21 protein-coding genes are annotated in these 21,120 nt (G+C 41.2%); 20 read left to right on the forward strand and 1 reads right to left on the reverse strand.

All coding sequences use genetic code 11. The features are described 5' to 3' along the window. The first annotated feature begins 62 nt into the window (after nucleotides 1–62). The 8 genes from queA (at nucleotide 63) to AC3KZC_RS02790 (ending at nucleotide 9,140) form a co-directional block, all read left to right on the forward strand. On the forward strand, nucleotides 63–1,100 hold the full coding sequence (gene queA / locus AC3KZC_RS02755) for a tRNA preQ1(34) S-adenosylmethionine ribosyltransferase-isomerase QueA (protein ID WP_490578144.1): 1,038 nt from the start codon (nucleotides 63–65) through the stop codon (nucleotides 1,098–1,100). 221 nt (nucleotides 1,101–1,321) lie between these two features. Beyond that, nucleotides 1,322–2,443, forward strand: a complete 1,122-nt coding sequence (gene tgt / locus AC3KZC_RS02760; protein WP_490578143.1) for a tRNA guanosine(34) transglycosylase Tgt — start codon at nucleotides 1,322–1,324, stop codon at nucleotides 2,441–2,443. 39 nt (nucleotides 2,444–2,482) lie between these two features. Then, the gene (gene yajC, locus AC3KZC_RS02765) at nucleotides 2,483–2,818 is read left to right on the forward strand and encodes a preprotein translocase subunit YajC (protein WP_490578142.1); all 336 of its coding nucleotides are present in this window, start codon (nucleotides 2,483–2,485) and stop codon (nucleotides 2,816–2,818) included. A 24-nt stretch (nucleotides 2,819–2,842) separates the two neighbouring features. Then, entirely contained in the window at nucleotides 2,843–4,699 is a 1,857-nt protein-coding gene (gene secD, locus AC3KZC_RS02770) for a protein translocase subunit SecD (RefSeq protein WP_490578141.1), read from the forward strand. 9 nt (nucleotides 4,700–4,708) lie between these two features. Further along, nucleotides 4,709–5,653 (forward strand): protein translocase subunit SecF, encoded by a 945-nt coding sequence (secF, locus tag AC3KZC_RS02775; protein ID WP_490578140.1) that lies wholly within the window; start codon nucleotides 4,709–4,711, stop codon nucleotides 5,651–5,653. Between the two features lie 126 nt (nucleotides 5,654–5,779). Further along, nucleotides 5,780–6,301 carry a hypothetical protein gene (locus tag AC3KZC_RS02780; protein WP_490578139.1) on the forward strand — a complete coding sequence of 174 codons (522 nt, stop codon included), beginning with the start codon at nucleotides 5,780–5,782 and terminating at the stop codon, nucleotides 6,299–6,301. Between the two features lie 196 nt (nucleotides 6,302–6,497). After that, a complete protein-coding gene (locus tag AC3KZC_RS02785; RefSeq protein ID WP_490578204.1) occupies nucleotides 6,498–8,261 on the forward strand; it encodes a GGDEF domain-containing protein in 1,764 nt (587 codons plus the stop codon). 81 nt (nucleotides 8,262–8,342) lie between these two features. Then, nucleotides 8,343–9,140, forward strand: coding sequence for a substrate-binding periplasmic protein (locus tag AC3KZC_RS02790; protein WP_490578138.1), 798 nt, complete (start codon nucleotides 8,343–8,345; stop codon nucleotides 9,138–9,140). A gap of 72 nt (nucleotides 9,141–9,212) precedes the next feature. Here AC3KZC_RS02790 and suhB read toward each other — a convergent pair whose 3' ends face one another. Then, the gene (suhB, locus tag AC3KZC_RS02795) at nucleotides 9,213–10,016 is read right to left on the reverse strand and encodes an inositol-1-monophosphatase (RefSeq protein ID WP_490578137.1); all 804 of its coding nucleotides are present in this window, start codon (nucleotides 10,014–10,016) and stop codon (nucleotides 9,213–9,215) included. Nucleotides 10,017–10,231: 215 nt separating this feature from the next. Between suhB and trmJ the strand changes: the two genes are divergently transcribed. The 12 genes from trmJ to AC3KZC_RS02855 all read left to right on the forward strand — a co-directional run bounded on the left by trmJ (nucleotide 10,232) and on the right by AC3KZC_RS02855 (nucleotide 21,087). Continuing rightward, nucleotides 10,232–10,981: a tRNA (cytosine(32)/uridine(32)-2'-O)-methyltransferase TrmJ gene (gene trmJ, locus AC3KZC_RS02800; protein ID WP_490578136.1), complete on the forward strand. Its 750-nt coding sequence runs from the start codon at nucleotides 10,232–10,234 to the stop codon at nucleotides 10,979–10,981. A 23-nt stretch (nucleotides 10,982–11,004) separates the two neighbouring features. After that, complete coding sequence (gene cysE / locus AC3KZC_RS02805; RefSeq protein WP_490578203.1) at nucleotides 11,005–11,847, forward strand: serine O-acetyltransferase; 843 nt, start codon at nucleotides 11,005–11,007, stop codon at nucleotides 11,845–11,847. Nucleotides 11,848–12,014: 167 nt separating this feature from the next. Continuing rightward, the gene (gene iscR, locus AC3KZC_RS02810; RefSeq protein WP_490578135.1) at nucleotides 12,015–12,503 is read left to right on the forward strand and encodes a Fe-S cluster assembly transcriptional regulator IscR; all 489 of its coding nucleotides are present in this window, start codon (nucleotides 12,015–12,017) and stop codon (nucleotides 12,501–12,503) included. Between the two features lie 23 nt (nucleotides 12,504–12,526). Continuing rightward, entirely contained in the window at nucleotides 12,527–13,741 is a 1,215-nt protein-coding gene (locus tag AC3KZC_RS02815) for an IscS subfamily cysteine desulfurase (RefSeq protein WP_490578134.1), read from the forward strand. Nucleotides 13,742–13,807: 66 nt separating this feature from the next. Next, on the forward strand, nucleotides 13,808–14,191 hold the full coding sequence (gene iscU / locus AC3KZC_RS02820; protein ID WP_490578133.1) for a Fe-S cluster assembly scaffold IscU: 384 nt from the start codon (nucleotides 13,808–13,810) through the stop codon (nucleotides 14,189–14,191). 9 nt (nucleotides 14,192–14,200) lie between these two features. Further along, nucleotides 14,201–14,524: an iron-sulfur cluster assembly protein IscA gene (gene iscA / locus AC3KZC_RS02825; protein ID WP_490578132.1), complete on the forward strand. Its 324-nt coding sequence runs from the start codon at nucleotides 14,201–14,203 to the stop codon at nucleotides 14,522–14,524. A gap of 87 nt (nucleotides 14,525–14,611) precedes the next feature. Then, entirely contained in the window at nucleotides 14,612–15,139 is a 528-nt protein-coding gene (gene hscB / locus AC3KZC_RS02830) for a co-chaperone HscB (protein ID WP_490578131.1), read from the forward strand. A gap of 21 nt (nucleotides 15,140–15,160) precedes the next feature. Continuing rightward, nucleotides 15,161–17,023: a Fe-S protein assembly chaperone HscA gene (gene hscA / locus AC3KZC_RS02835; protein WP_490578130.1), complete on the forward strand. Its 1,863-nt coding sequence runs from the start codon at nucleotides 15,161–15,163 to the stop codon at nucleotides 17,021–17,023. 1 nt (nucleotide 17,024) lies between these two features. Continuing rightward, entirely contained in the window at nucleotides 17,025–17,363 is a 339-nt protein-coding gene (fdx, locus tag AC3KZC_RS02840; RefSeq protein WP_490578129.1) for an ISC system 2Fe-2S type ferredoxin, read from the forward strand. 162 nt (nucleotides 17,364–17,525) lie between these two features. Continuing rightward, on the forward strand, nucleotides 17,526–18,992 hold the full coding sequence (locus tag AC3KZC_RS02845; protein WP_490578128.1) for an NAD-dependent succinate-semialdehyde dehydrogenase: 1,467 nt from the start codon (nucleotides 17,526–17,528) through the stop codon (nucleotides 18,990–18,992). A gap of 113 nt (nucleotides 18,993–19,105) precedes the next feature. Continuing rightward, nucleotides 19,106–19,996, forward strand: a complete 891-nt coding sequence (locus tag AC3KZC_RS02850; RefSeq protein ID WP_490578127.1) for an NTP transferase domain-containing protein — start codon at nucleotides 19,106–19,108, stop codon at nucleotides 19,994–19,996. 23 nt (nucleotides 19,997–20,019) lie between these two features. Further along, the gene (locus AC3KZC_RS02855; protein WP_490578126.1) at nucleotides 20,020–21,087 is read left to right on the forward strand and encodes a phosphotransferase enzyme family protein; all 1,068 of its coding nucleotides are present in this window, start codon (nucleotides 20,020–20,022) and stop codon (nucleotides 21,085–21,087) included. Nucleotides 21,088–21,120: the final 33 nt, after the last annotated feature.

Consider the following 21,120-nt stretch of genomic DNA (forward strand, 5'->3'; position numbering starts at 1 on the left):
TTGATTTAGGGGTCTTGAGTCACTAGACTTGGCGCGATTTTAACCTATGAGGATGTTTTAAAATGCGTGTTGCAGACTTTAGCTTTGATTTGCCAGATGAGCTGATAGCTCGTTTTCCAAAAGAGGAGCGTACCAGTAGTCGCTTGCTCAAAATGAATGGCAATTCTGGTGAAATTGAGCACCGTATTTTTAGTGATATTATCAATTTTATAGGGCCTGATGATCTTTTGGTATTCAACAATACGAAAGTGATCCCTGCGCGGATGTTTGGCCAAAAAGCATCGGGTGGCAAAATAGAGGTATTAATCGAGCGGGTGCTTGATGAACACCGTGTTTTAGCACATGTCCGTGCCAGTAAGTCACCAAAAGCGGGTGCGTTACTGATTTTAGAAAATAGTGCTGAAGCGACCATGGTTCAGCGCCATGGTGAATTGTTTGAACTAAAGTTTCATGGTGATAATAACGTGCTTGATATTCTTGAGAATATTGGGCACATGCCTTTACCGCCTTATATCGACCGACCAGATAACGAAAGTGACCGTAAACGTTACCAAACTGTATATGGTGAAAAGCCAGGTGCGGTTGCAGCACCAACAGCAGGGCTTCACTTTGATGAAAAACTGATGGCAGATTTAAAAGCCAAAGGGATTGAAATGGCGTTTGTTACTTTGCATGTGGGTGCGGGCACGTTCCAACCTGTGCGTGTTGAGAGTGTGGATGAGCACATCATGCACTCGGAATACATTGAAGTGTCAGACGAAGTTGTTGCTGCAATTGCAAAAACTAAAGCCCGTGGCGGCCGTGTTATTGCAGTTGGTACAACGTCAGTGCGTTCGTTAGAATCAGCTGCTAAACAATCACAAGGTACATTAAGTAGTTATTTTGGTGATACCGATATCTTTATTTATCCGGGTTATCAATTCCAGGTGATTGATGCGATGATCACTAATTTCCATTTGCCTGAATCGACCTTAATTATGTTAGTGAGCGCATTTGCAGGGCAAAAAAATATTATGAATGCTTACAATGTTGCCATTGCAGAGCAATATCGCTTCTTCTCATATGGCGATGCGATGTTTTTAGAGCGCAAAACCAACTAAGTGATTAGTTAACTAATTGTTTTACCAAGGCAGTAAAAAAGCCTTGGTAAAAACTTCTCCTGAGCCCTTTAATTCCCTGTCAATGCCCTCATATCATTAGCAATAAATGTTCAAACCATGTAGAATCGCTCGATTATTTTTAACACGAATTACTTATTTTTTGGCAATAGCCAAGTAAACGTGAGCATAGTCGGACTGTTTTTCCGGCGTTCGAGGTTAGTATGAAATTTGAATTAGATTGTACCGACGGCAAAGCCCGTCGTGGTCGCCTTATTTTTGATCGCGGTATTGTAGAAACTCCTGCGTTTATGCCTGTGGGTACCTACGGCACGGTAAAAGGGATGACGCCTGAAGAAGTGAAAGAAACAGGTGCGCACATCTGTTTAGGTAATACCTTTCATTTAATGCTGCGTCCAGGTACTGAAATTGTAAAGTTGCATGGCGATTTGCATGATTTTATGCATTGGGATAAGCCAATTTTAACGGATTCAGGCGGTTTTCAAGTGTTTAGCTTAGGTGATTTACGTAAAATCACTGAAGAAGGCGTGTTGTTCCGCTCACCGGTTAACGGTGAAAAAATCATGTTGTCACCAGAGAAATCAATGGAAGTACAGCGTGACTTAGGTTCAGATGTGGTGATGATTTTTGACGAATGTACGCCATATCCTGCAACTGAAAAAGAAGCAAAAGATTCAATGGAATTATCATTGCGTTGGGCGAAGCGCTCAAAAGACGCACACGGTGATAATCCGGCGGCATTGTTTGGTATTATTCAAGGTGGTATGTATCCAGAGCTTCGTGCAGTGTCTCAGCAAGGTCTTGAAGATATTGGGTTTGATGGTTATGCACTGGGTGGTTTATCCGTGGGTGAGCCTAAAGAAGACATGGTGAACATTCTTGACCACTGTGCTCATAAAATGCCTGAAAACAAACCGCGTTATTTAATGGGGGTGGGTAAACCTGAAGATATCGTTGAAGCGGTGCGCCGTGGTATTGATATGTTTGACTGCGTCATGCCAACCCGTAATGCGCGTAATGGTCATTTATTCGTGACAGAAGGTGTTATTAAAATCCGTAATGCCGCTCATAAAACCGATCCTGGTCCACTTGATCCGCATTGCGATTGCCAAACGTGTAAGAACTATTCTCGCGCTTATTTACATCATTTAGATAAATGTAATGAGATCTTAGGTGCTCGTTTAAATACTATTCATAACTTACGTTATTATCAGCGTTTGATGGAAGGGTTAAGAAATGCGATTGCACTAGGTGAGCTCGATACATTTGTTGTCGATTTTTATGCAAAAATTGGCAAACCGGTCCCTGAGTTAAAACAAGTTTAAAACACATTAAAATTTAAAATTAAGTATAAAGAGGATGTTATGAGTTTATTTATGTCGAATGCTTATGCCGCAGATGCTCCAGCTGCAGCGGGTGGTGGTATGGAAATGCTAATCATGTTAGCAATTTTCGGTTTAGTTTTTTACTTTTTAATCTATCGCCCACAAGCAAAGCGCGTCAAAGATCATAAAGATTTGATGAGTGCAATTGCTAAAGGTGATGAAGTGCTTACCAGCGGCGGTTTAGTGGGTAAAGTTGCTAAAGTTGCTGATGATAAAGACTTTGTTGTGATTGCATTAAACGATCAAACTCAAGTTACCGTTCAAAAAGGTGCGATTTCAGCCGTGTTGCCAAAAGGCACAATGAAAGCATTATAAAAATAATAAAAAGGACGCAAAACAGTGAATAAGTACCCTCTATGGAAGTACTTATTGGTTTTAGTGGTACTGGCAGCGGGCTTGTTATATGCCACTCCAAATCTGTATGGCCGTGATCCGGCCATACAGATTACTGGAGCGCGCGGCGCAAGCGCAGATTTAGCCGTACTAGATAAAATCAATACCGTATTAAAAGACAATAAGATTGAAACTAAATCTGCTGTACTCGAAAACGACCAAGTATTAGTTCGTTTTAAAAATGTCGAAGCGCAACTTCAGGCGCAAGATTTGTTGCGCAATAGCCTAGGTGATGGCTATATTTCTGCAATTAATATGTCTCCTTCAACACCGCAATGGCTGAAAAGCTTAGGCGGCTCTCCAATGAAGCTCGGTCTTGACTTAAGTGGTGGTGTGCATTTCACCATGGAAGTTGATATGAAAACCGCGATAGAAAACTCACTTGAGCAAATGGATCAAGATTTTCGTAGTGATTTACGAGAAGAGAAAATTCGTTATAAAACGGTTCGTCGTGTTGCTGGTGCGGATGAAATTCAAATTTTATTACGTGATCAAGAAACAAAAGATCAAGCTGAGCGTTTCTTAAAAGATCGCTACCGTGATTTATTATTTGTTGATGACCGCAGTAATGAGTTTGGTTTAGTTGCCAGCATGACAGAGCAAAAACTTAAAGCAACGCGTGACTATGCCATTAAGCAAAATGAAACCATTATTCGTAACCGTGTTAACCAAATTGGTGTTGCAGAGCCAAACGTACAGCGCCAAGGTGCTGAGCGTATTATTGTACAGTTACCCGGTATTCAAGATACGGCGCGTGCTAAAGAGATTTTAGGTGCGACAGCTACGCTTGAGTTTCGTGAAGTTGATGAGTCGGCTGATGTGCGTGATGCCGTTGCAGGGCGTGTACCGCCTGGTAGTGAAATTATCATGGCGCGCCAAGGTTACCCTGTTTTACTGAAAAAGAATCTAATTTTAGCTGGTAGCCACATTACCGGTGCTCAGTCGGGTAATGATGAATACCAACGTCCACAAGTGAATATTTCACTTGATAGTAAGGGTGGCTCTAAAATGGCTGCTTATACTAAAAATGCGATTGGTAAGCGTATGGCAACCGTTTTCACTGAATACAAACCGTCAGGTAAAGTAGACGAAAATGGCAAAGCCTTACCGCCAATTAAAGTTGAAGAAGTTATCAACGTGGCGACAATTCAAGCACGCTTAGGCCGTTCATTCCGTATCACTGGTATTGATAACCCCGCTGAAGCGCATAACTTAAGTATGTTATTACGTGCAGGCGCACTTGTTGCACCAATTCAAATTGTTGAAGAGCGTACTGTAGGTCCAAGCCTTGGTGCTGAAAATATCGAAAAAGGTTTAACCGCTGTTGCGCTGGGCTTTATTTTTGTATTGGTACTGATGCTGCTTTACTACAAAGCGTTTGGTTTTGTGGCTAATTTAGCACTTGCGGCTAACTTAGTGTTAATTGTGGGTGTAATGTCATTAATCCCAGGGGCAGCACTAACGCTTCCTGGTATTGCCGGTATTGTATTAACCGTTGGTATGGCGGTGGATGCAAACGTACTTATTTTTGAACGTATTCGTGAAGAGTTAGCTGAAGGCCGTAGCCCGCAACAGGCAATTCATCATGGTTACGACAGTGCCTTTAGTACTATTTTTGATGCGAACATCACCACCTTGATTGCTGCAATTATCTTGTTTGCTGTGGGTACCGGCCCAATTGCTGGTTTTGCTGTGACACTTGCAATTGGTATTGTGACATCAATGTTTACAGCGATTGTGGGTACACGTGCTGTAGTTAACTTAATCTGGGGCGGTAAACGCCTGGATAAATTGTCTATCTAGGGGTTAATGATGCAACTTTTAAGAGTTAAAGACACAATTAATTTTATGTCGATACGCAAATTAACAATGGCATTTTCAGCTTTGTTAATTGTGATCTCTATTCTTTCAATGGCAATTCGTGGTCTAAATTTTGGTTTAGATTTTACGGGTGGTACAGCTGTTGAGGTTGGTTTTTCACAAGCTGCCGATATTGATAAAGTGCGAGCCGCACTTGAAAGTAGCGGTTTTGCTGATGCGTCAGTACAGCTGTTTGGTTCAAGCCAAGAGGTTTTGGTTCGTTTAGCACCGCGCGGTGCAGACGTGACAGCGGTGATGATTGGTAATGAAATGATGACTGCGATTCAACAAGTTTATCCTGATGCACAAATGCGTCGGATTGAATTTGTGGGGCCAAGTGTGGGTGAAGATTTAAAAGAACAAGGTGGATTAGCCATGCTAACCGCGTTGATCTGTATCCTTATCTACGTTGCGATGCGGTTTGAATGGCGTTTTGCGGTAGGTGCGGTTTTAGCGCTTGCGCATGACGTGATCATCACCATGGGGTTATTCTCTGTATTGGGTTTAGAGTTTGATTTAACGGTACTAGCCGCTATTTTGGCGGTAATCGGTTATTCACTTAACGATACAATTGTAGTATCGGATCGTATTCGTGAAAACTTCCGTAAAGTGCGTATTGATGACACCATTGAAATTATCAATATTTCACTGACACAAACCTTAAACCGTACCTTAATGACGTCAATGACCACGCTTGTGGTATTAGTGGCGTTATTTATTTGGGGTGGTCAAATCATTCATGGTTTTGCCACAGCGTTATTGATTGGTGTGTTCATTGGTACTTACTCATCAGTATATGTTGCCAGCTCAATCGCTATCAGCTTAGGGATCAGTAAAGAAGATTTGATCCCTGTTGAAGTTGAAAAAGAAGGGGCTGAGTTTGATAACATGCCATAATGGGTGTTATTAACTTGAAAAAGCCACTCATTGAGTGGCTTTTTTTTGCGAAAAAATGATATTAAAAGGTGCAAAGAAGGGATTAAATTGCAATAATGAGAATTATTATTATTTGGAGTGATGTTGATGAAAGCTGTAAGTGTATTAATTTTACTGGGTTTATTAAGTGGTTGTAGTGAGCCTGAAGTCGTGCAGGATGTTGTGGTTGAACAAGTACAGGAAACGCAATTACAGCAATATAAAGCCGCTACAAAGGCCTTAGTTGAGCAGATCAAAGCGCAACAGAATATGCATGAAATTGAGCTTAAAGCACAAGAATTAGTGACGATTTCTAAGGTTATTATTGATGATTTCATTTTAATTCATCCAAAATGTGAAACCTATCTTAATGCACTAAAAGATGCCGCTGACACAATTCCTACACTGCCTTTAGCTGACATTGAATCGGGTTATCATGCAGATGGCATGTTACCAGAATTTAACGACCCAAATTGTTATCATGCCAAAGATTTATTGGTTCACCCTGCGACAGTGCAAGCGATTGCAAAATTAGGATTTAATGAGCCTCAACTGCACGAACAAGCTCAAAATGAGTTGATTGAAGTGTTGGCGCACTTTTCGCAAGTCGAAATGGCGTTTAAAAAATAGCTGCCTGAGATTGCTTTATTATCCAGTAATGAGGTTATTTTACCTTCGGTTGTTGATAAAGCGTTGCCACAATATTTAATTGCCCTTTTATGTGGCTAAAGCAGTGCCATCTAATTGTCATTATTAGGTGCTAAATTCACGACACACAGTTGTCGTGGGGTAGTTAGTAGTGAAATTAAATGGCGCTCATTTGTTGATGCAGCTCTTAAAAGAGCAAAATCTTAGCACCGTATTCCAGCCTATTTTTGATTTAGCCAATAGTTGCATTCTAGGGTATGAAGCTTTAACTCGGGGGCCTAAAGATCACCCCCTCGAATTTCCCAATCAACTTTTTTTAGCTGCCGAGCAGCAAGGGAAAGTCTCTGAACTTGAACTGCTTTGCCGTAAAAAAGCGATTGAAAACTTTGCCATGCTTGGTTTGACTGGAAAGCTGTTTTTAAATGTAAGCCCAAGGACGTTACTTGACCCAAATCATCCAAAGGGTGAGACACAACACTTACTTGAGCAACATGGTCTTAATGCTGGTCAAGTTGTTATTGAAGTAACAGAGCAAGATGAAGTACCTAATCATCGCTTATTGCAGCAAACATTGGCTTATTACCGAGAGTGCGGCTTTTCAATTGCAATTGATGATCTAGGGGTAGGTCATTCAGGACTTAGAAAGTGGTCTGAGTTAGAGCCTAATATCGTTAAAATTGATAAATACTTTATTGATCATTGTCACCAAAGTATTGTTAAAAAAGAGTTTTTAAAATCCATCATTGACTTAGCTAAAGCAACAAATACACATGTTATTGCAGAAGGGATAGAGCACCAAGAAGAGCTCGATTTATTGACTACTTTGGGAGTCAGTTTGGCGCAAGGTTTTTTACTTGAAAGGCCGAGTGCAGATCCTTCACGTGTGTTTTCAATTGATTTTTTAGCTAAGCAAGCACGCAAGCAGCAAGGCCTGCCAGACGTTGAAGAGCAAACTATTGGTTTGTTGGTAGAGCAACAGCAAAGTATTTTTAAATCGACTCATTGTTCCACAGCGCAGAATTGCTTTGATAAAAATAAAGGGCTAATCAGTTTAGTTGTATTAAACGAGCAACAACAACCTGTTGGAATGCTGCATAGAGACCAACTTGCAGAACTGTTCGCTGCACCTTATGGTCATGCGTTGTATGACAAAAAAAGTGTCACGCGAGTGATGGATATGCAGCCTTTGATTGTAGATGCATCGGATACGCTTGATATGGTAAGTCAGCAAATTACCGATTGTGATTTTGATATTCGCCGTCACATTGTGGTTACTGAAAATCAAGTTTATTTAGGTGTAGTGCCACTTCGTAAAATATTAAAACACATTACAGATCAAAAAGTACGTCATGCACAGCATGCCAACCCACTGACCATGCTGCCAGGTAACGTTGCAATTACGCAAGCGATTGAACTTAGGATAAAAAAACAGCAAAACTTCTTTTTGGCTTATGTCGATTTAAATCACTTCAAGCAATTTAATGATTTATATGGTTATGCAAGTGGTGATGCAGTGATTAAGTTACTGGCAGAGGTTATTAGTGAAAGCTGTGATACCGTTACTTCTTTTGTTGGGCATATTGGTGGGGATGATTTTATGGTCATTTTCGATGGTACGGATGCATGGGACACTTGCCAGCTGATAATTAAAGAGTTTGAGCGACGATCGCACAGTTTCTTTACTCCTGAACATATCGCAGCAGGAGGGTACTGGGCGCCTAATCGAGAAGGTGAAAATCAGTTTGTACCTTTGTTGACGTTATCAGTGGGGTTAGTGAATCCTGATTTTGCATTCTGTGAAAATAGCCACCAAGTTGCAGCATTGGCTACAGATGCAAAAAAAGAAGCCAAGCGATATCGAGAAAGCTATTTATTTTTATGTCATCGGCGAAAGCCCACCACTCCAATTGTGAGGATGCGCTTGGCAAGCGGTGCCGATTAATTATTAGACTAATTATTACTTTACCTTTACGCAGTAACCCGTTAGTTTTGCAAGAAAGTTAAGCGCAGGGTAGTTGATAATATGAGATGTTTAATTGCTATGGTGCTGTCAGGATTGGTAATAATTACAGCACCCGTCGGGGCAAAAGTAGTCAATATTGCTCAAGAGCAACGCACTCTTTACCAGCGTGATCAATACCTGATTGAAGTATTAGAGCAAGCACTAAGAGCGGCAAATTATTCAGCCGAACTTAATTTTGTTGAGGTTCATCCACATCAGCAACGAACGTTATTAATGCTCAGTCAAGGCAAGGTTGATATCCACTGGGGGATGACCAGCTCTGCTCGAGAGCAGCTTGCTACCGCAATAAAAGTCCCTTTATTTAAAGGAATGATAGGTTGGCGGGTCCTGCTAATTAATCAAGAATACAGCACTCAATTTGCAGCAATTAAAAGTGCATCGCAACTTAAATCCCTCAAAGCACTGCAAGGGCATGATTGGCCTGATACAAAAATATTGACTCAAAATGGCTACAGCGTTTTAGCACAAGCAAATTACGAGCAAATGTTTAAGTTACTTGCACGCGGAAAAGGTGATTATTTTCCACGCTCGGTAATTGAAGTGCACTCAGAGCTTGCTGCACGAGATGATCTTCCATTAATAATTGAGCCGAATTTATTGCTCAAATATCCAACAGCATTTTATTTTTTTGTTAATAAAGAAAAAGTAGAATTGGCAAACGCACTACAAAATGGCTTAACAATCATGCTGAATAATGGCGAATTTGATGTTATTTTTGACCGCTATTTTTCTAATTTTTTAACTGATTTAAAACTAGATAAACGCACAGTGTTTGAGTTAGAAAGCACTCATTTATAATGTTACGATTGGTTTTATATAATAAAAAAGAGCCTTTTGGCTCTTTTTTATTGGCTTAATTTAAGCTGAAGATTAACGTAGTAATGCTTCAGTTAAATGTGGGCGCATTTCTTTTACCATGCTTTGTGATAATTTGGGTGCAGCACAAATAATGTTACCACTCACTTCGTAATTATTACCGCCTGCAAAATCAACGACCATACCGCCAGCTTCTTTAATTAGTAATAAGCCTGCAGCGCTTTCCCATGGTTTTAAACCAATAGCGAAATAACCATCAGCACGGCCTGCTGCAGCATAGGCTAAATCTAATGCTGGGCAACCTGAGTTACGAATATCAGTTGTGTGAACAAATAAGGCATTAAAGGCTTTGCTATAGGCTTCTAAATGATGTTTGTGACGGTAAGGCCAGCTAGTTGCTAAAACAGTACCTGCTAATTCGTTCGATTTGCTCACACGAACACGTTTACTATTTATTTGAGCGCCTTGACCACGGCTTGCAGAGAAAATTTCACCACGAATTGGATCATAAATAACAGCTTGTTCAGTACGGCCTTTTACTTTAAGTGCCACTGAAACTGCAAAATGAGGAATACCTTTAACGAAGTTAGTTGTGCCATTGATTGGATCAATAACCCATAAGTAATCGCTATCAGTTCCTTTGTGCTCGCCTAATTCTTCGCCTACTAAACTATGAGTAGGGTAGGCTTTTAAAATGGTATCACGGATAACCGCTTCTGCGTCTCTGTCGACATTTGTCACTAAATCGTTAGTGCCTTTTTGTGAGACTTCTAACTTGCTTAAATCTTCACATGCTCGAAGGATGACCTTACCAGCATTACGCGCAGCACGAACCGCAATGTTTAACATTGGATGCATAGAATTACCTATAGGTTGTAAAAGAACAATTCAAATCAATTAGCCGGCGTATTTTAGCGATTTTTATTGCAATGTAAACCATAATTGAATTTTTATTTCGGTTAACATTTGAGCAACTTTTTGTGGTTATGTGGTAATACCGTGAACTAGTTTGGCGATTTTTAATCGGCTTATGGTAGAATCCCGTCAGCGAATTTAGTCAAGGCTTAAAGTAAATGTTATTAAACGATATTAGAGTGGTACTGGTTAACACATCTCATACTGGCAACATTGGTTCAGTTGCTCGCGCTATGAAAACCATGGGATTATCTAAATTATATTTAGTTGATCCGGTTAATCAAATTGATAGTCATGCATCTGCATTGGCTGCTGGTGCAACCGACGTACTAGGCAATGCTGTGGTCGTGGATGATTTAGCCCAAGCTATTGCAGATTGTTCATTAGTGATTGGCACTAGCGCACGCTCACGAACCTTATCTTGGCCTATGGTTGAGCCGCGTGAATGTGGTCAAATGTTAGTTGATGGCGCAAGAAAAGGCCCTGTAGCGCTCGTTTTTGGTCGCGAAAATAGCGGTTTGACTAATGAAGAACTTCAAATGTGCCATTATCATGTTTGTATTCCAGCAAACCCAGAATATAGTTCGTTAAATCTTGCTATGGCTGTGCAAACGCTAACGTATGAAGTGCGTATGGCGTTTTTACAGCAACAAGAAAAGAAAGTGGATATTGATGAAACTGTCTATCCAAGTTCGCAGCAATTAGAGTTATTTTATCAACATTTACAAAATACCTTAGAAAATACCGGCTTCATTATTAAGCAGCATCCTGGGCTGGTAATGACCAAATTGCGTCGCTTATTTAATCGCGCTCGTCCAGAAGATGGTGAATTGAATATTTTACGTGGCATTTTAACTTCTGTAGATAAAATAGAGTCGCAAGCCACTAAAAACAACGAGCAAAAATAATAAGCGTTTTAGAGGCCTTAGATATAAGAGAGCCAACCATGTTTGCCAGAATCAAAGAAGATATTAATAGTGTGTTTGCGCGAGACCCCGCGGCTCGTAATTTCTGGGAGGTTTTTTTTAACTCTCCAGGCTTGCATGCGCTGTGGTGTTATCGTCTTAATCATAAGCTTTGGCTGTCAGGTTGGTTTTTTATGGCGCGTACTTTTTCTACTTTAGCGCGTTGGCTAACGGGTATCGAAATTCACCCCGCAGCACGGATTGGCCGGCGGTGTTTTATAGACCATGGTATGGGTGTGGTGATTGGCGAAACAGCCGAAATTGGTGATGATGTAACTTTATATCATGGCGTTACGCTTGGCGGGACTAGTTGGCAAGCGGGTAAACGCCACCCAACACTTGAAAATGGTGTGGTGGTTGGTGCAGGGGCACAAATTTTAGGGCCAATCACTATTGGGTCAGGCGCAAAAGTTGGCTCAAATTCTGTCGTGGTTAAAAACGTACCCAGCCAAGCGACAGTTGTTGGGATCCCTGGGCGTATTGTTACTGTACAGACAAATGAAAACACAGCTGAAGATTCGGCAAAGCAACAGCGAGCTGCTATTGCGGCTAAATATGGCTTTGATGCCTACGCTGTAGCGCATGACAACCCTGATCCGGTCGCCAATTCAATTGGTAAAATGCTCGATCATATTCATTTACTTGACGCTAAAATTAACGAGCTTAGTTGTGGCTTAAATAAATTAGGCGGCAATGTGTGTGAACAGCAGTTACCTGAACTTAATCTTGATGATCAAGATTTTTGCCAAGCAGAAAAAAAAGCTAAACAGCAACGCCAATCCTCGGATGATTTTGATCCTAAGATATAACAAAATGCCATCGTATAATACTTGACTAAATTAGTCAGGTATATACAATCACTCTTATGAATACTTGACTAAATTAGTCGGGTAATGATCGAAGCGAGATAATACTTGACTCTTTTAGTCAGGTTATTAAAATTCGCGGTCTTAAAATACTTATTAGTGAGGTCAACATGAAGTTAACATCTAAAGGTAGATACGCAGTGACTGCGCTACTCGATGTCGCTTTGCATACTAATGTTGGCCCCGTGTGTTTAGCTGAAATTTCTGAACGTCAGGAAATTTCATTGTCTTACCTTGAACAATTATTTGCTCGCCTACGTAAACAAGGCTTAGTTCGTTCGGTAAGAGGCCCTGGTGGCGGTTATTTGCTAGGCAAAGAAGCCAATGAAATTTCAGTGGGGGATGTGATAAGTGCCGTTGATGAATCTGTTGATGCAACGCGCTGTCATGGTGAAGGCGGGTGCCAAAAAGGCGTTCGTTGTTTAACCCACTCTTTGTGGTCAGATTTAAGTATTCGAATTGAAGATTTTTTAAACAATATTACATTAGCTGAACTTGTCGCCAAGCGCGATGTCCAGGAAGTGGCAATCCGTCAGGACAAAGCTGTCCAACACGCCCTTCAACAATTAGATAATATTCAAGTTAGCTGTCAACTCTAAGCAGGACTGGAGCACCAAAGAAAATGAAGTTACCAATTTATTTAGATTATGCAGCAACCACTCCGGTTGATCCGCGTGTTGCAGAAAAAATGATGCAATGCCTTACTATGGACGGCAATTTTGGTAACCCAGCATCACGTTCACACCGTTTTGGCTGGCAAGCTGAAGAAGCAATCGATCAGGCGCGTCATGATATCGCAGCACTTATTAATGCTGATCCTCGTGAAATTGTATTTACTTCAGGTGCGACTGAATCAAATAACCTTGCGATTAAAGGTGCTGCAAATTTTTACCATAAAAAAGGTAAGCACATCATTACGGCTAAAACAGAGCATAAAGCGGTTTTAGATACATGTCGTGAATTAGAGCGTCAAGGTTTTGAAGTAACGTATATGGACGTTGAAGAAAACGGCCTACTTGACTTAGATAAACTAGCTGCAACGATGCGTGACGATACCGTCCTTGTTAGTATTATGCACGTAAACAATGAGTTAGGTGTTGTACAAGACATCGCAACTATTGGTGAAATGTGCCGTGAGCGTAAAATTATGTTCCATGTTGATGGTGCACAAAGCGCAGGTAAAGTGGACGTTGATTTACAAGCTTTAAAAGTTGATTTCATGTCGTTTTCAGCACATAAAATCTACGGTCCTAAAGGTATTGGTGCACTTTACGTACGTCGTAAACCACGTGCTCGTTTAGAAGCGCAAATGCACGGTGGTGGTCATGAGCGTGGTATGCGTTCAGGTACTTTACCTACGCATCAAATTGTGGGTATGGGTGATGCGTTTCGTATCGCAAAAGAAGACTTTGCAACTGATCATGCACGCATTGAAAAGTTACGCCAACGTCTTATCGATGGTGTTATGGATATTGAAGAAGTGTATTTTAATGGCACGCGAGAGCAATCAGTGCCAGGCATTATCAATATTAGCTTTAACTATATCGAAGGTGAGTCATTGTTAATGGCGCTTAAAGATATCGCAGTATCATCAGGTTCAGCCTGTACATCTGCAAGCTTAGAGCCATCATATGTTCTTCGTGCGCTAGGTCGTAATGATGAATTAGCACATAGCTCAATTCGTTTCAGTATCGGTCGTTTTACGACGGAAGAAGAAATCGATTACACAGTTAAATTAATTAAAGAGTCAATTGGTCGTTTACGTGAAATGTCGCCACTTTGGGAGATGTTTAAAGACGGTATCGATTTAGACTCGGTTGAGTGGGCAGCCCATTAAACCTAAGGCGGTGTGATTAAGCAATGGTCACACCCAGCATGAATAGCAGGTATTGAGGTAATAAAAATGGCTTACAGCGATAAAGTATTAGATCACGTTGCAAATCCACGTAACGTAGGTGCGTTTGATAAAAACGATCCATCGGTAGCAACGGGAATGGTAGGTGCTCCTGCCTGTGGCGACGTAATGAAGCTACAAATCAAAGTATCTCCAGAAGGTATTATTGAAGATGCTAAATTCAAAACGTATGGTTGTGGTAGTGCAATTGCTTCCTCATCATTAGTGACTGAGTGGGTAAAAGGTAAAACTTTAGATCAAGCAGCTGAAATCAAAAATACCGATATCAGCGCTGAATTAGAGCTTCCACCAGTAAAAATTCACTGTTCAATTTTAGCGGAAGATGCAATTCAAGCAGCGATTGCAGATTACAAGAGTAAGCACAGTAAGTAAGAGATCACTATGGCAATCACACTGACAGAATCAGCAGTTAATCGCGTTCGTACTTTTTTAAAAAACCGTGGTAAAGGAATAGGCCTGCGTCTTGGTATTAAAACTACCGGCTGTTCTGGTCTTGCCTACGTACTTGAGTTTGTTGATGAACTCGCAGAAGGTGATGAAACGTTTGAACAAGATGGTGTCACTGTGATTGTTGATGCAAAAAGTCTTGTTTATATCGATGGCACACAATTGGATTTTGTTAAAGAAGGCCTTAACGAGGGTTTCAAATTTACCAATCCAAACCAAAGTGGTGAGTGTGGCTGTGGTGAAAGTTTTACTGTTTAGTAAATCGTTTGCCAGCTAGCAACCTTATCAAGCCCTCACCTTTAGGTTAGGGCTTTGTCCTTTTTGAAATGTGAATTAGGAAAATGAATGCGTTATTTTGACCTTCTCTCGTTACCTGTTGATTATCAGGTTGATTTAACCTTGCTTAATGCACATTATCTTGAACTTCAAAAAGTTATTCACCCAGATAAATTTGCCAATCATAGCGAACAAGAACAGCTCTTAGCCGTGCAAAAAGCGGCCGAAGTGAACGATGCATTGCAAACATTAAAGCATCCACTTAAACGTGCAGAATATATGCTCGCCGAGCGAGGGGTCGATATTCGCGCTGAGCAGCAAACACTGCAAGATCCAATGTTTTTGATGCAGCAAATGGAACTGCGTGAGGCGCTCGAAGATATTCGTGACGCAGTCGATCCTGAAGCAGTTATTGCTGATACAGAGCTGCAAATTAAGCAATTAATGAGCACCTTGCATCAAGAACTTTTATTACTGATTAGCAGTAACGAAGCCGCTGCGCAGCTAAAAGCAGCTGATGTAGTACGAAAATTAAAGTTTATCTACAAATTAAAAGATGAACTAGCGCGAATTGAAGATTCATTATTTGAAGATTAAAGAGTAAGTAAAAGCATAATTATGGCACTATTGCAGATTGCTGAGCCGGGGCAGAGCGCGGCACCTCACCAACATAAACTCGCTATTGGTATCGATTTAGGCACCACTAATTCATTAGTTGCAACTGTGCAAAGTGGCGAAGCAAAAGTGTTGGCTGATTTTGATGGTTCGACCATGTTGCCTTCGGTGGTTGCTTACACTGAACAAGGTATTGTAGTTGGCAGTAATGCGATGCAAAACGCAGTCGAAGACCCAACCAATACGCTGGTCTCAATTAAACGTTTTTTAGGTAAATCTCATGCAGATTTAACAGCCCGCTATCCTGAGCTGCCTTATCAACTGAGTGAGCAAAACGGTAGCTTGAGCATTGCGACCCGCCAAGGCGAAGTTAACCCAATTCAAGTATCAAGCGAAATTTTAAAGGTGTTAAAACAGCGCGCGACCGATTCTTTTGGTGGTGATGAGATTTTAGGTGCTGTTATTACCGTACCTGCTTATTTTGATGATGCACAGCGCCAAGGCACAAAAGATGCCGCTGAACTGGCTGGTTTAAATGTTTTACGCCTATTAAATGAGCCAACAGCGGCAGCTGTAGCTTATGGCCTCGACTCAGGCCAAGAAGGTTTAATCGCTGTTTATGACTTAGGTGGCGGAACGTTTGATATTTCTATTTTACGTTTGCACCAAGGTATTTTTGAAGTATTGGCAACCGGTGGTGATTCAAGCCTAGGCGGTGATGACTTTGATGCGTTACTTGTTGCGCACTTTAAACAACAAACGGGTGTGAGTGAGCTAGATGCTAAGACCTCGCGCTTATTCAGCAACAAAGCCCGCGCCTGTAAAGAAGCTTTAACTAACTACAATTCAATTAATGTAGGCCTTGATTTTAATGGTCAATCGCATGTTGTTGTGGTTGATAAAGCCTTGTTTAACGAGCTGGCAATGCCATTGGTGAAACAAACCTTACGCGCATGTCGTCGGGCATTAAAAGATGCTGAAGTAGAAAAAGAAGATATTCTGCAAGTCGTGATGGTGGGTGGGTCAACTCGCATGCCACTGGTGCGCAGTGAAATAGGTGCTTTTTTTGAAAAAGAGCCGCTCACTTCAATCGATCCTGATAGGGTTGTTGCCATTGGTGCCGCGATTCAAGCTGATGTACTTGTTGGCAATAAACCAGATTCAGAAATGCTATTGCTCGATGTATTACCGCTTTCGCTAGGTCTTGAGACCATGGGCGGATTAGTTGAAAAAATTATCCCTCGTAATACCACTATTCCTGTGGCACGCGCGCAAGAGTTTACCACTTTTAAAGATGGTCAAACTGCGATGTCGTTACACGTGTTGCAAGGCGAGCGAGAACTCGTAACTGATTGCCGTTCATTAGCAAAATTTAGCTTAAAAGGCATTCCACCTATGGTGGCGGGCGCGGCGCATATTCGAGTCACGTTTAAAGTGGATGCCGATGGTATTTTAAGTGTTTCTGCGATGGAAAAATCATCAGGTGTGCAAGCTGATATTCAAGTTAAACCGTCGTATGGTTTATCAGATGATCAAGTTACACAAATGCTGCGTGATTCAATGAGTTTTGCTAAAGAAGATATGCAAGCGCGAATGCTCAAAGAGCAACAAGTTGAAGCATTGCGCGTGATTGAGTCGTTAAATGCATCTTTAGATGAAGACAGCCAATTATTAAACGAAAGTGAATTAGCAGCGCTTCGCCTTGAAATTGCTGGGCTTGTTGTTTGTTACGAAACAGCAACAACACCTGACGAGCTTAAAAATGCAATTGAAAAAGTAGATAAAGCCAGTTCAGAATTTGCATCCTTACGTATGGATGCGTCAATTAAAAAAGCACTGCAAGGGCAGTCGGTAGACGAGGTTTAACATGCCACAAATTATTTTTCTTCCTCATGGTGAATTATGCCCAGATGGCGCAGTTATTGAGGCAAAAAGTGGGCAAACAGTGCTCGATGTAGCATTAAGAAATAATATTTCAATTCCTCATGCATGTGAAAAGTCATGTGCGTGTACAACGTGTCATATTATTGTGCGTGAAGGGTTTGACTCTCTAACTGAAAGTGATGAGCTTGAAGACGATATGCTTGATAAAGCATGGGGTTTAGAACCTGAGTCGCGCCTTGGTTGCCAAGCAATCATAGCTGACGAAGACTTAGTTGTTGAAATTCCAAAATACAACTTAAACATCGTTAATGAAGATCATTAATCATCTGAATTAATAATGTTTTGAAAGAAAAAACCGCTGCAAAGCGGTTTTTTTGTGCTCGACATAATCACATAAACTCAGGATAAAAGATTGCACTTGTATCAGCTCTATTAAGCCCCAATAATCATTGTATTGTGTTTTATCTCTCCTTTGGGTGCTCCTATGTTTTCACCAGCTTGCCAGCCGCTCGTTTTTACTGATTCAGTAATCGCCAATCAGCCTTATGTGACCCAGACGTGGATAACGGTGGATGACCCCGCTACAGGAAAGATTTTAACCTCTGTCAGTTGTGTTGATAGTTCTGGAATTGAAGAGGCGATGCAAAGTGCGGTGCATGGTTTTAGTGCACTTAAAGCGATGCATGTGCAGGCACGTAGTGATTTATTGATGCGTTGGTATCAACTAGTCATTGATAATATTGATGTATTAGCACAAATCATGACCCTTGAGCAGGGTAAGCCGCTGGCTGAAGCGAAAGGCGAAGTGAGCTATGGGGCTGAGTTTATTCGCTGGTTTGCAGAGGAAGGTAAACGTAGTTATGGTCAGCAAATTCCAAGTAATAATAATCACCAGCAGTTAAGCACCATAAAACAGCCGATTGGTGTGGTACTTGCTATTACGCCGTGGAACTTTCCGATAGCGATGATCACCCGTAAAGTAGCACCAGCCATTGCCGCAGGTTGTAGTGTTATTTTAAAACCTTCTGAATTCACGCCATTGTCAGCACTTGCTTTGGCGCAGTTAGCCATCCGTGCAGGTTTTCCTGAGGGAGCGTTTAATGTTGTTATCACTGAAGATGCACCAAAAGTGGTTAGTCAATTATTGGCCGACGAACGAGTCAAAAAAATCACCTTTACCGGATCTACGCAAGTGGGGCGTATTTTATTAGCGCAAGCAGCTAAAACGGTAAAGCGCACTTCTATGGAACTTGGTGGCAATGCGCCTTTTATCGTATTTGACAGCGCGAACCTCGATCAGGCAGTTGATGGGTTGATAAAAAGTAAATTTAGAAATGCAGGGCAAACCTGTGTGGCGACTAATCGAGTATTACTTGATGCGTCAATCGCTGAGAGTTTTACTGCTAAATTACTCACTAAAGTGGTGACCTTAAAAATAGGTAATGGACTTGCAAGCGATACCGATTTTGGGCCTTTAATTAATCAAGCAGCAAAGCTGCGTTTAATTGCAACCATAGAGCAGGCAATTTGCGACGGTGCAAGTTGGGTTTTTGGCGAAGCAGCATTTGCAGAGGCAAAATGCGCGCAAGATAATTTCCTCCCTGTGGTAGTACTCGGTAATATCAATGAAGACATGGCGATTTTTCATCAAGAATTATTTGGCCCTGTGGTATTGCTCAGCCAATTTGAGCATGAGCAACAGGCTTTGACCCTTGCAAATGCAACCGAATACGGTTTAGCCGCCTATTTTTACTCGCAAAATATTAATCAAGTACATCGTGTTGCCGAGTCTTTAGATTTTGGCATGGTGGGCATTAACGAAGGATTGATTTCTAATCCAATTGCGCCATTTGGCGGTATCAAACAATCAGGTCTTGGCCGTGAAGGTGGCCAAGCTGGGCTTGATGAGTATTTACAGCAAAAATACCTATGCCTCAATATCCAAGAGTGAAGGCAAGTCATTGTTTTTAATCTAAAAACAAAAAATAGAAACTTGTTCAAAAGATGCGTACAATAACTGCCCTAATTTGAATTGGTTGCGGTGACACCGCAGGGCAGTAAGACATGCAGGTACAAACACAACCGTTAACCTTGGTGATTTTAGCCGCTGGGTTAGGCAGCCGTTTTGGTGGCGCTAAGCAATTGGCTGAAATAGAAGGGCTTAATCGCACTATTTTTGAACTTAGTATTTTAGATGCAGCTCCTTATGTTAATAAAGTGGTATTGGTGGTTAATCAGACCATATTACCTATTATTGAGCAGCAAATATTACCGCGTTTGCCAAGCCACTTGCAGATTGAACTGGCTATTCAAGCGATTGAAGATGTGCCTGAGCAATTTCAACACCTTGCAGTTACTCGGGTAAAACCTTGGGGCACAGGCCATGCACTTCTTGCTGCAAAACCTTATGTAACGGGAAAAACCATTGTGATCACAGCTGATGATTATTATGGTCCTCATGCCTTTGCACAATTGGCTGCGCAACATCAAAAAAGTAATGATTGGGCAATGTTGGCTTATCCCATTTTAAATACCTTATCGAGCCAAGGTGGGGTCAATCGTGGAATATGCCAAATTAATCAGCACGGCTATTTAACCTCCGTTACTGAATATTTAAATATTGAACCTCAGAGCGGCCAATTAATGGGGCAAAATCCAACAGGCGAAACAGAGCCTTTACCAGATGATGCATTGGTCTCAATGACCTGCTGGTTGGTTGATGAGGCTTTGTTTAGCTTACTTGAAGCTGGATTTAATGCCTTTTTATTAGAGGCTGACAACGCTGTCAAAAGCGAGTATTATTTGCCGAATCAAATTCAAAAGGCAATTACTGAGCAGCTTGCTGCTGTTGCAGTAATTGAAGCCCAAGATAAATGGCTCGGTGTCACGTATCGGGATGAACTGGCAGCGATCACCGCTGAGTTAAATCAAATATTCAGGGATTCAGTGCGTTAAAACTGACATAAAGAGAATTCTAGATGTACCAAAAACAAGCAAGTATTTTATCTTCACACTTTGGCTTAGGTGAGCACGATATCAGTATTAAGCCAATTGGTAATGGTCATATCAATACCACTTTATTGCTGAAAAGCCCGCTCAAGCATATTGTGGTACAAAAACTAAATACCCATGTCTTCCCCGACCCAGCTGCACTAGTTAATAATGCGCGCCAAATTGAGCATCATCTAAGTGATAAAAAGCAGCACGATGCTTATCAATTAGAAGTGATTAAGCATGTTGCAACCACGGATGATAATTACCTAGTTGAAATTGATGGCGATAGCTGGCGTGCGCTTGAGTTTATTGGCCGCAGTTACAGCGAAGATGTGGTTGATAATCAAGAGCAAGCACAAATCGCAGCGAATGCATTTGGACAATTTGCTGCTGCACTACAAGATTTTGATGCTGAAAAACTGCATGCAGTGATCCCTGATTTTCATAACCTTGCCATGCGGTTAGATGCACTTAAGCGTGTAATTGATACAAACCCTGTTGGGCGACTAAGTGATTGCCAACACGAAGTTGATTTTTGTTTGGCGCAAACACAGTTATTACATGAGTTAGCTGAGCTTGTGCCGTTGTTACCGATTCGTGCTTGTCATAATGATACCAAAATCAATAACATGCTTTTTTGTAATAAAACGCAGCAAGCGAAAGCCGTGATTGATTTAGATACCTGCATGCCAGGGTATTGGATGTTTGATTTTGGCGATATGGTGCGTACTTTTTGTTCACCAGAAGCTGAGGACTCAACCAATCTTGCTGCAGTCCAAGTACGTGAAGATATTTTTCAAGCCATTGTTGATGGTTACGTCGCACCTTTGCAGCACATCATTACGTTACAAGAAAAACAAAGTTTTTGGCTAGGCGCAAAGGTTATGTGCTTTATGATTGGCGTGCGTTTTTTGACAGATTATATCGATGGCGATAATTATTTTGGTACTAAATACCCAACCCATAATTTAGACCGAGCGCGAAATCAGTTTGCGTTATACCGTGATTTATTACATAAAGAAGCCACATTACAGGCTATTTTGTTTAAATAAAGCACTAAGAATGTAAGTAAAATAAAATATATT

Source organism: Pseudoalteromonas sp. J2K-J031 (assembly GCF_058197095.2).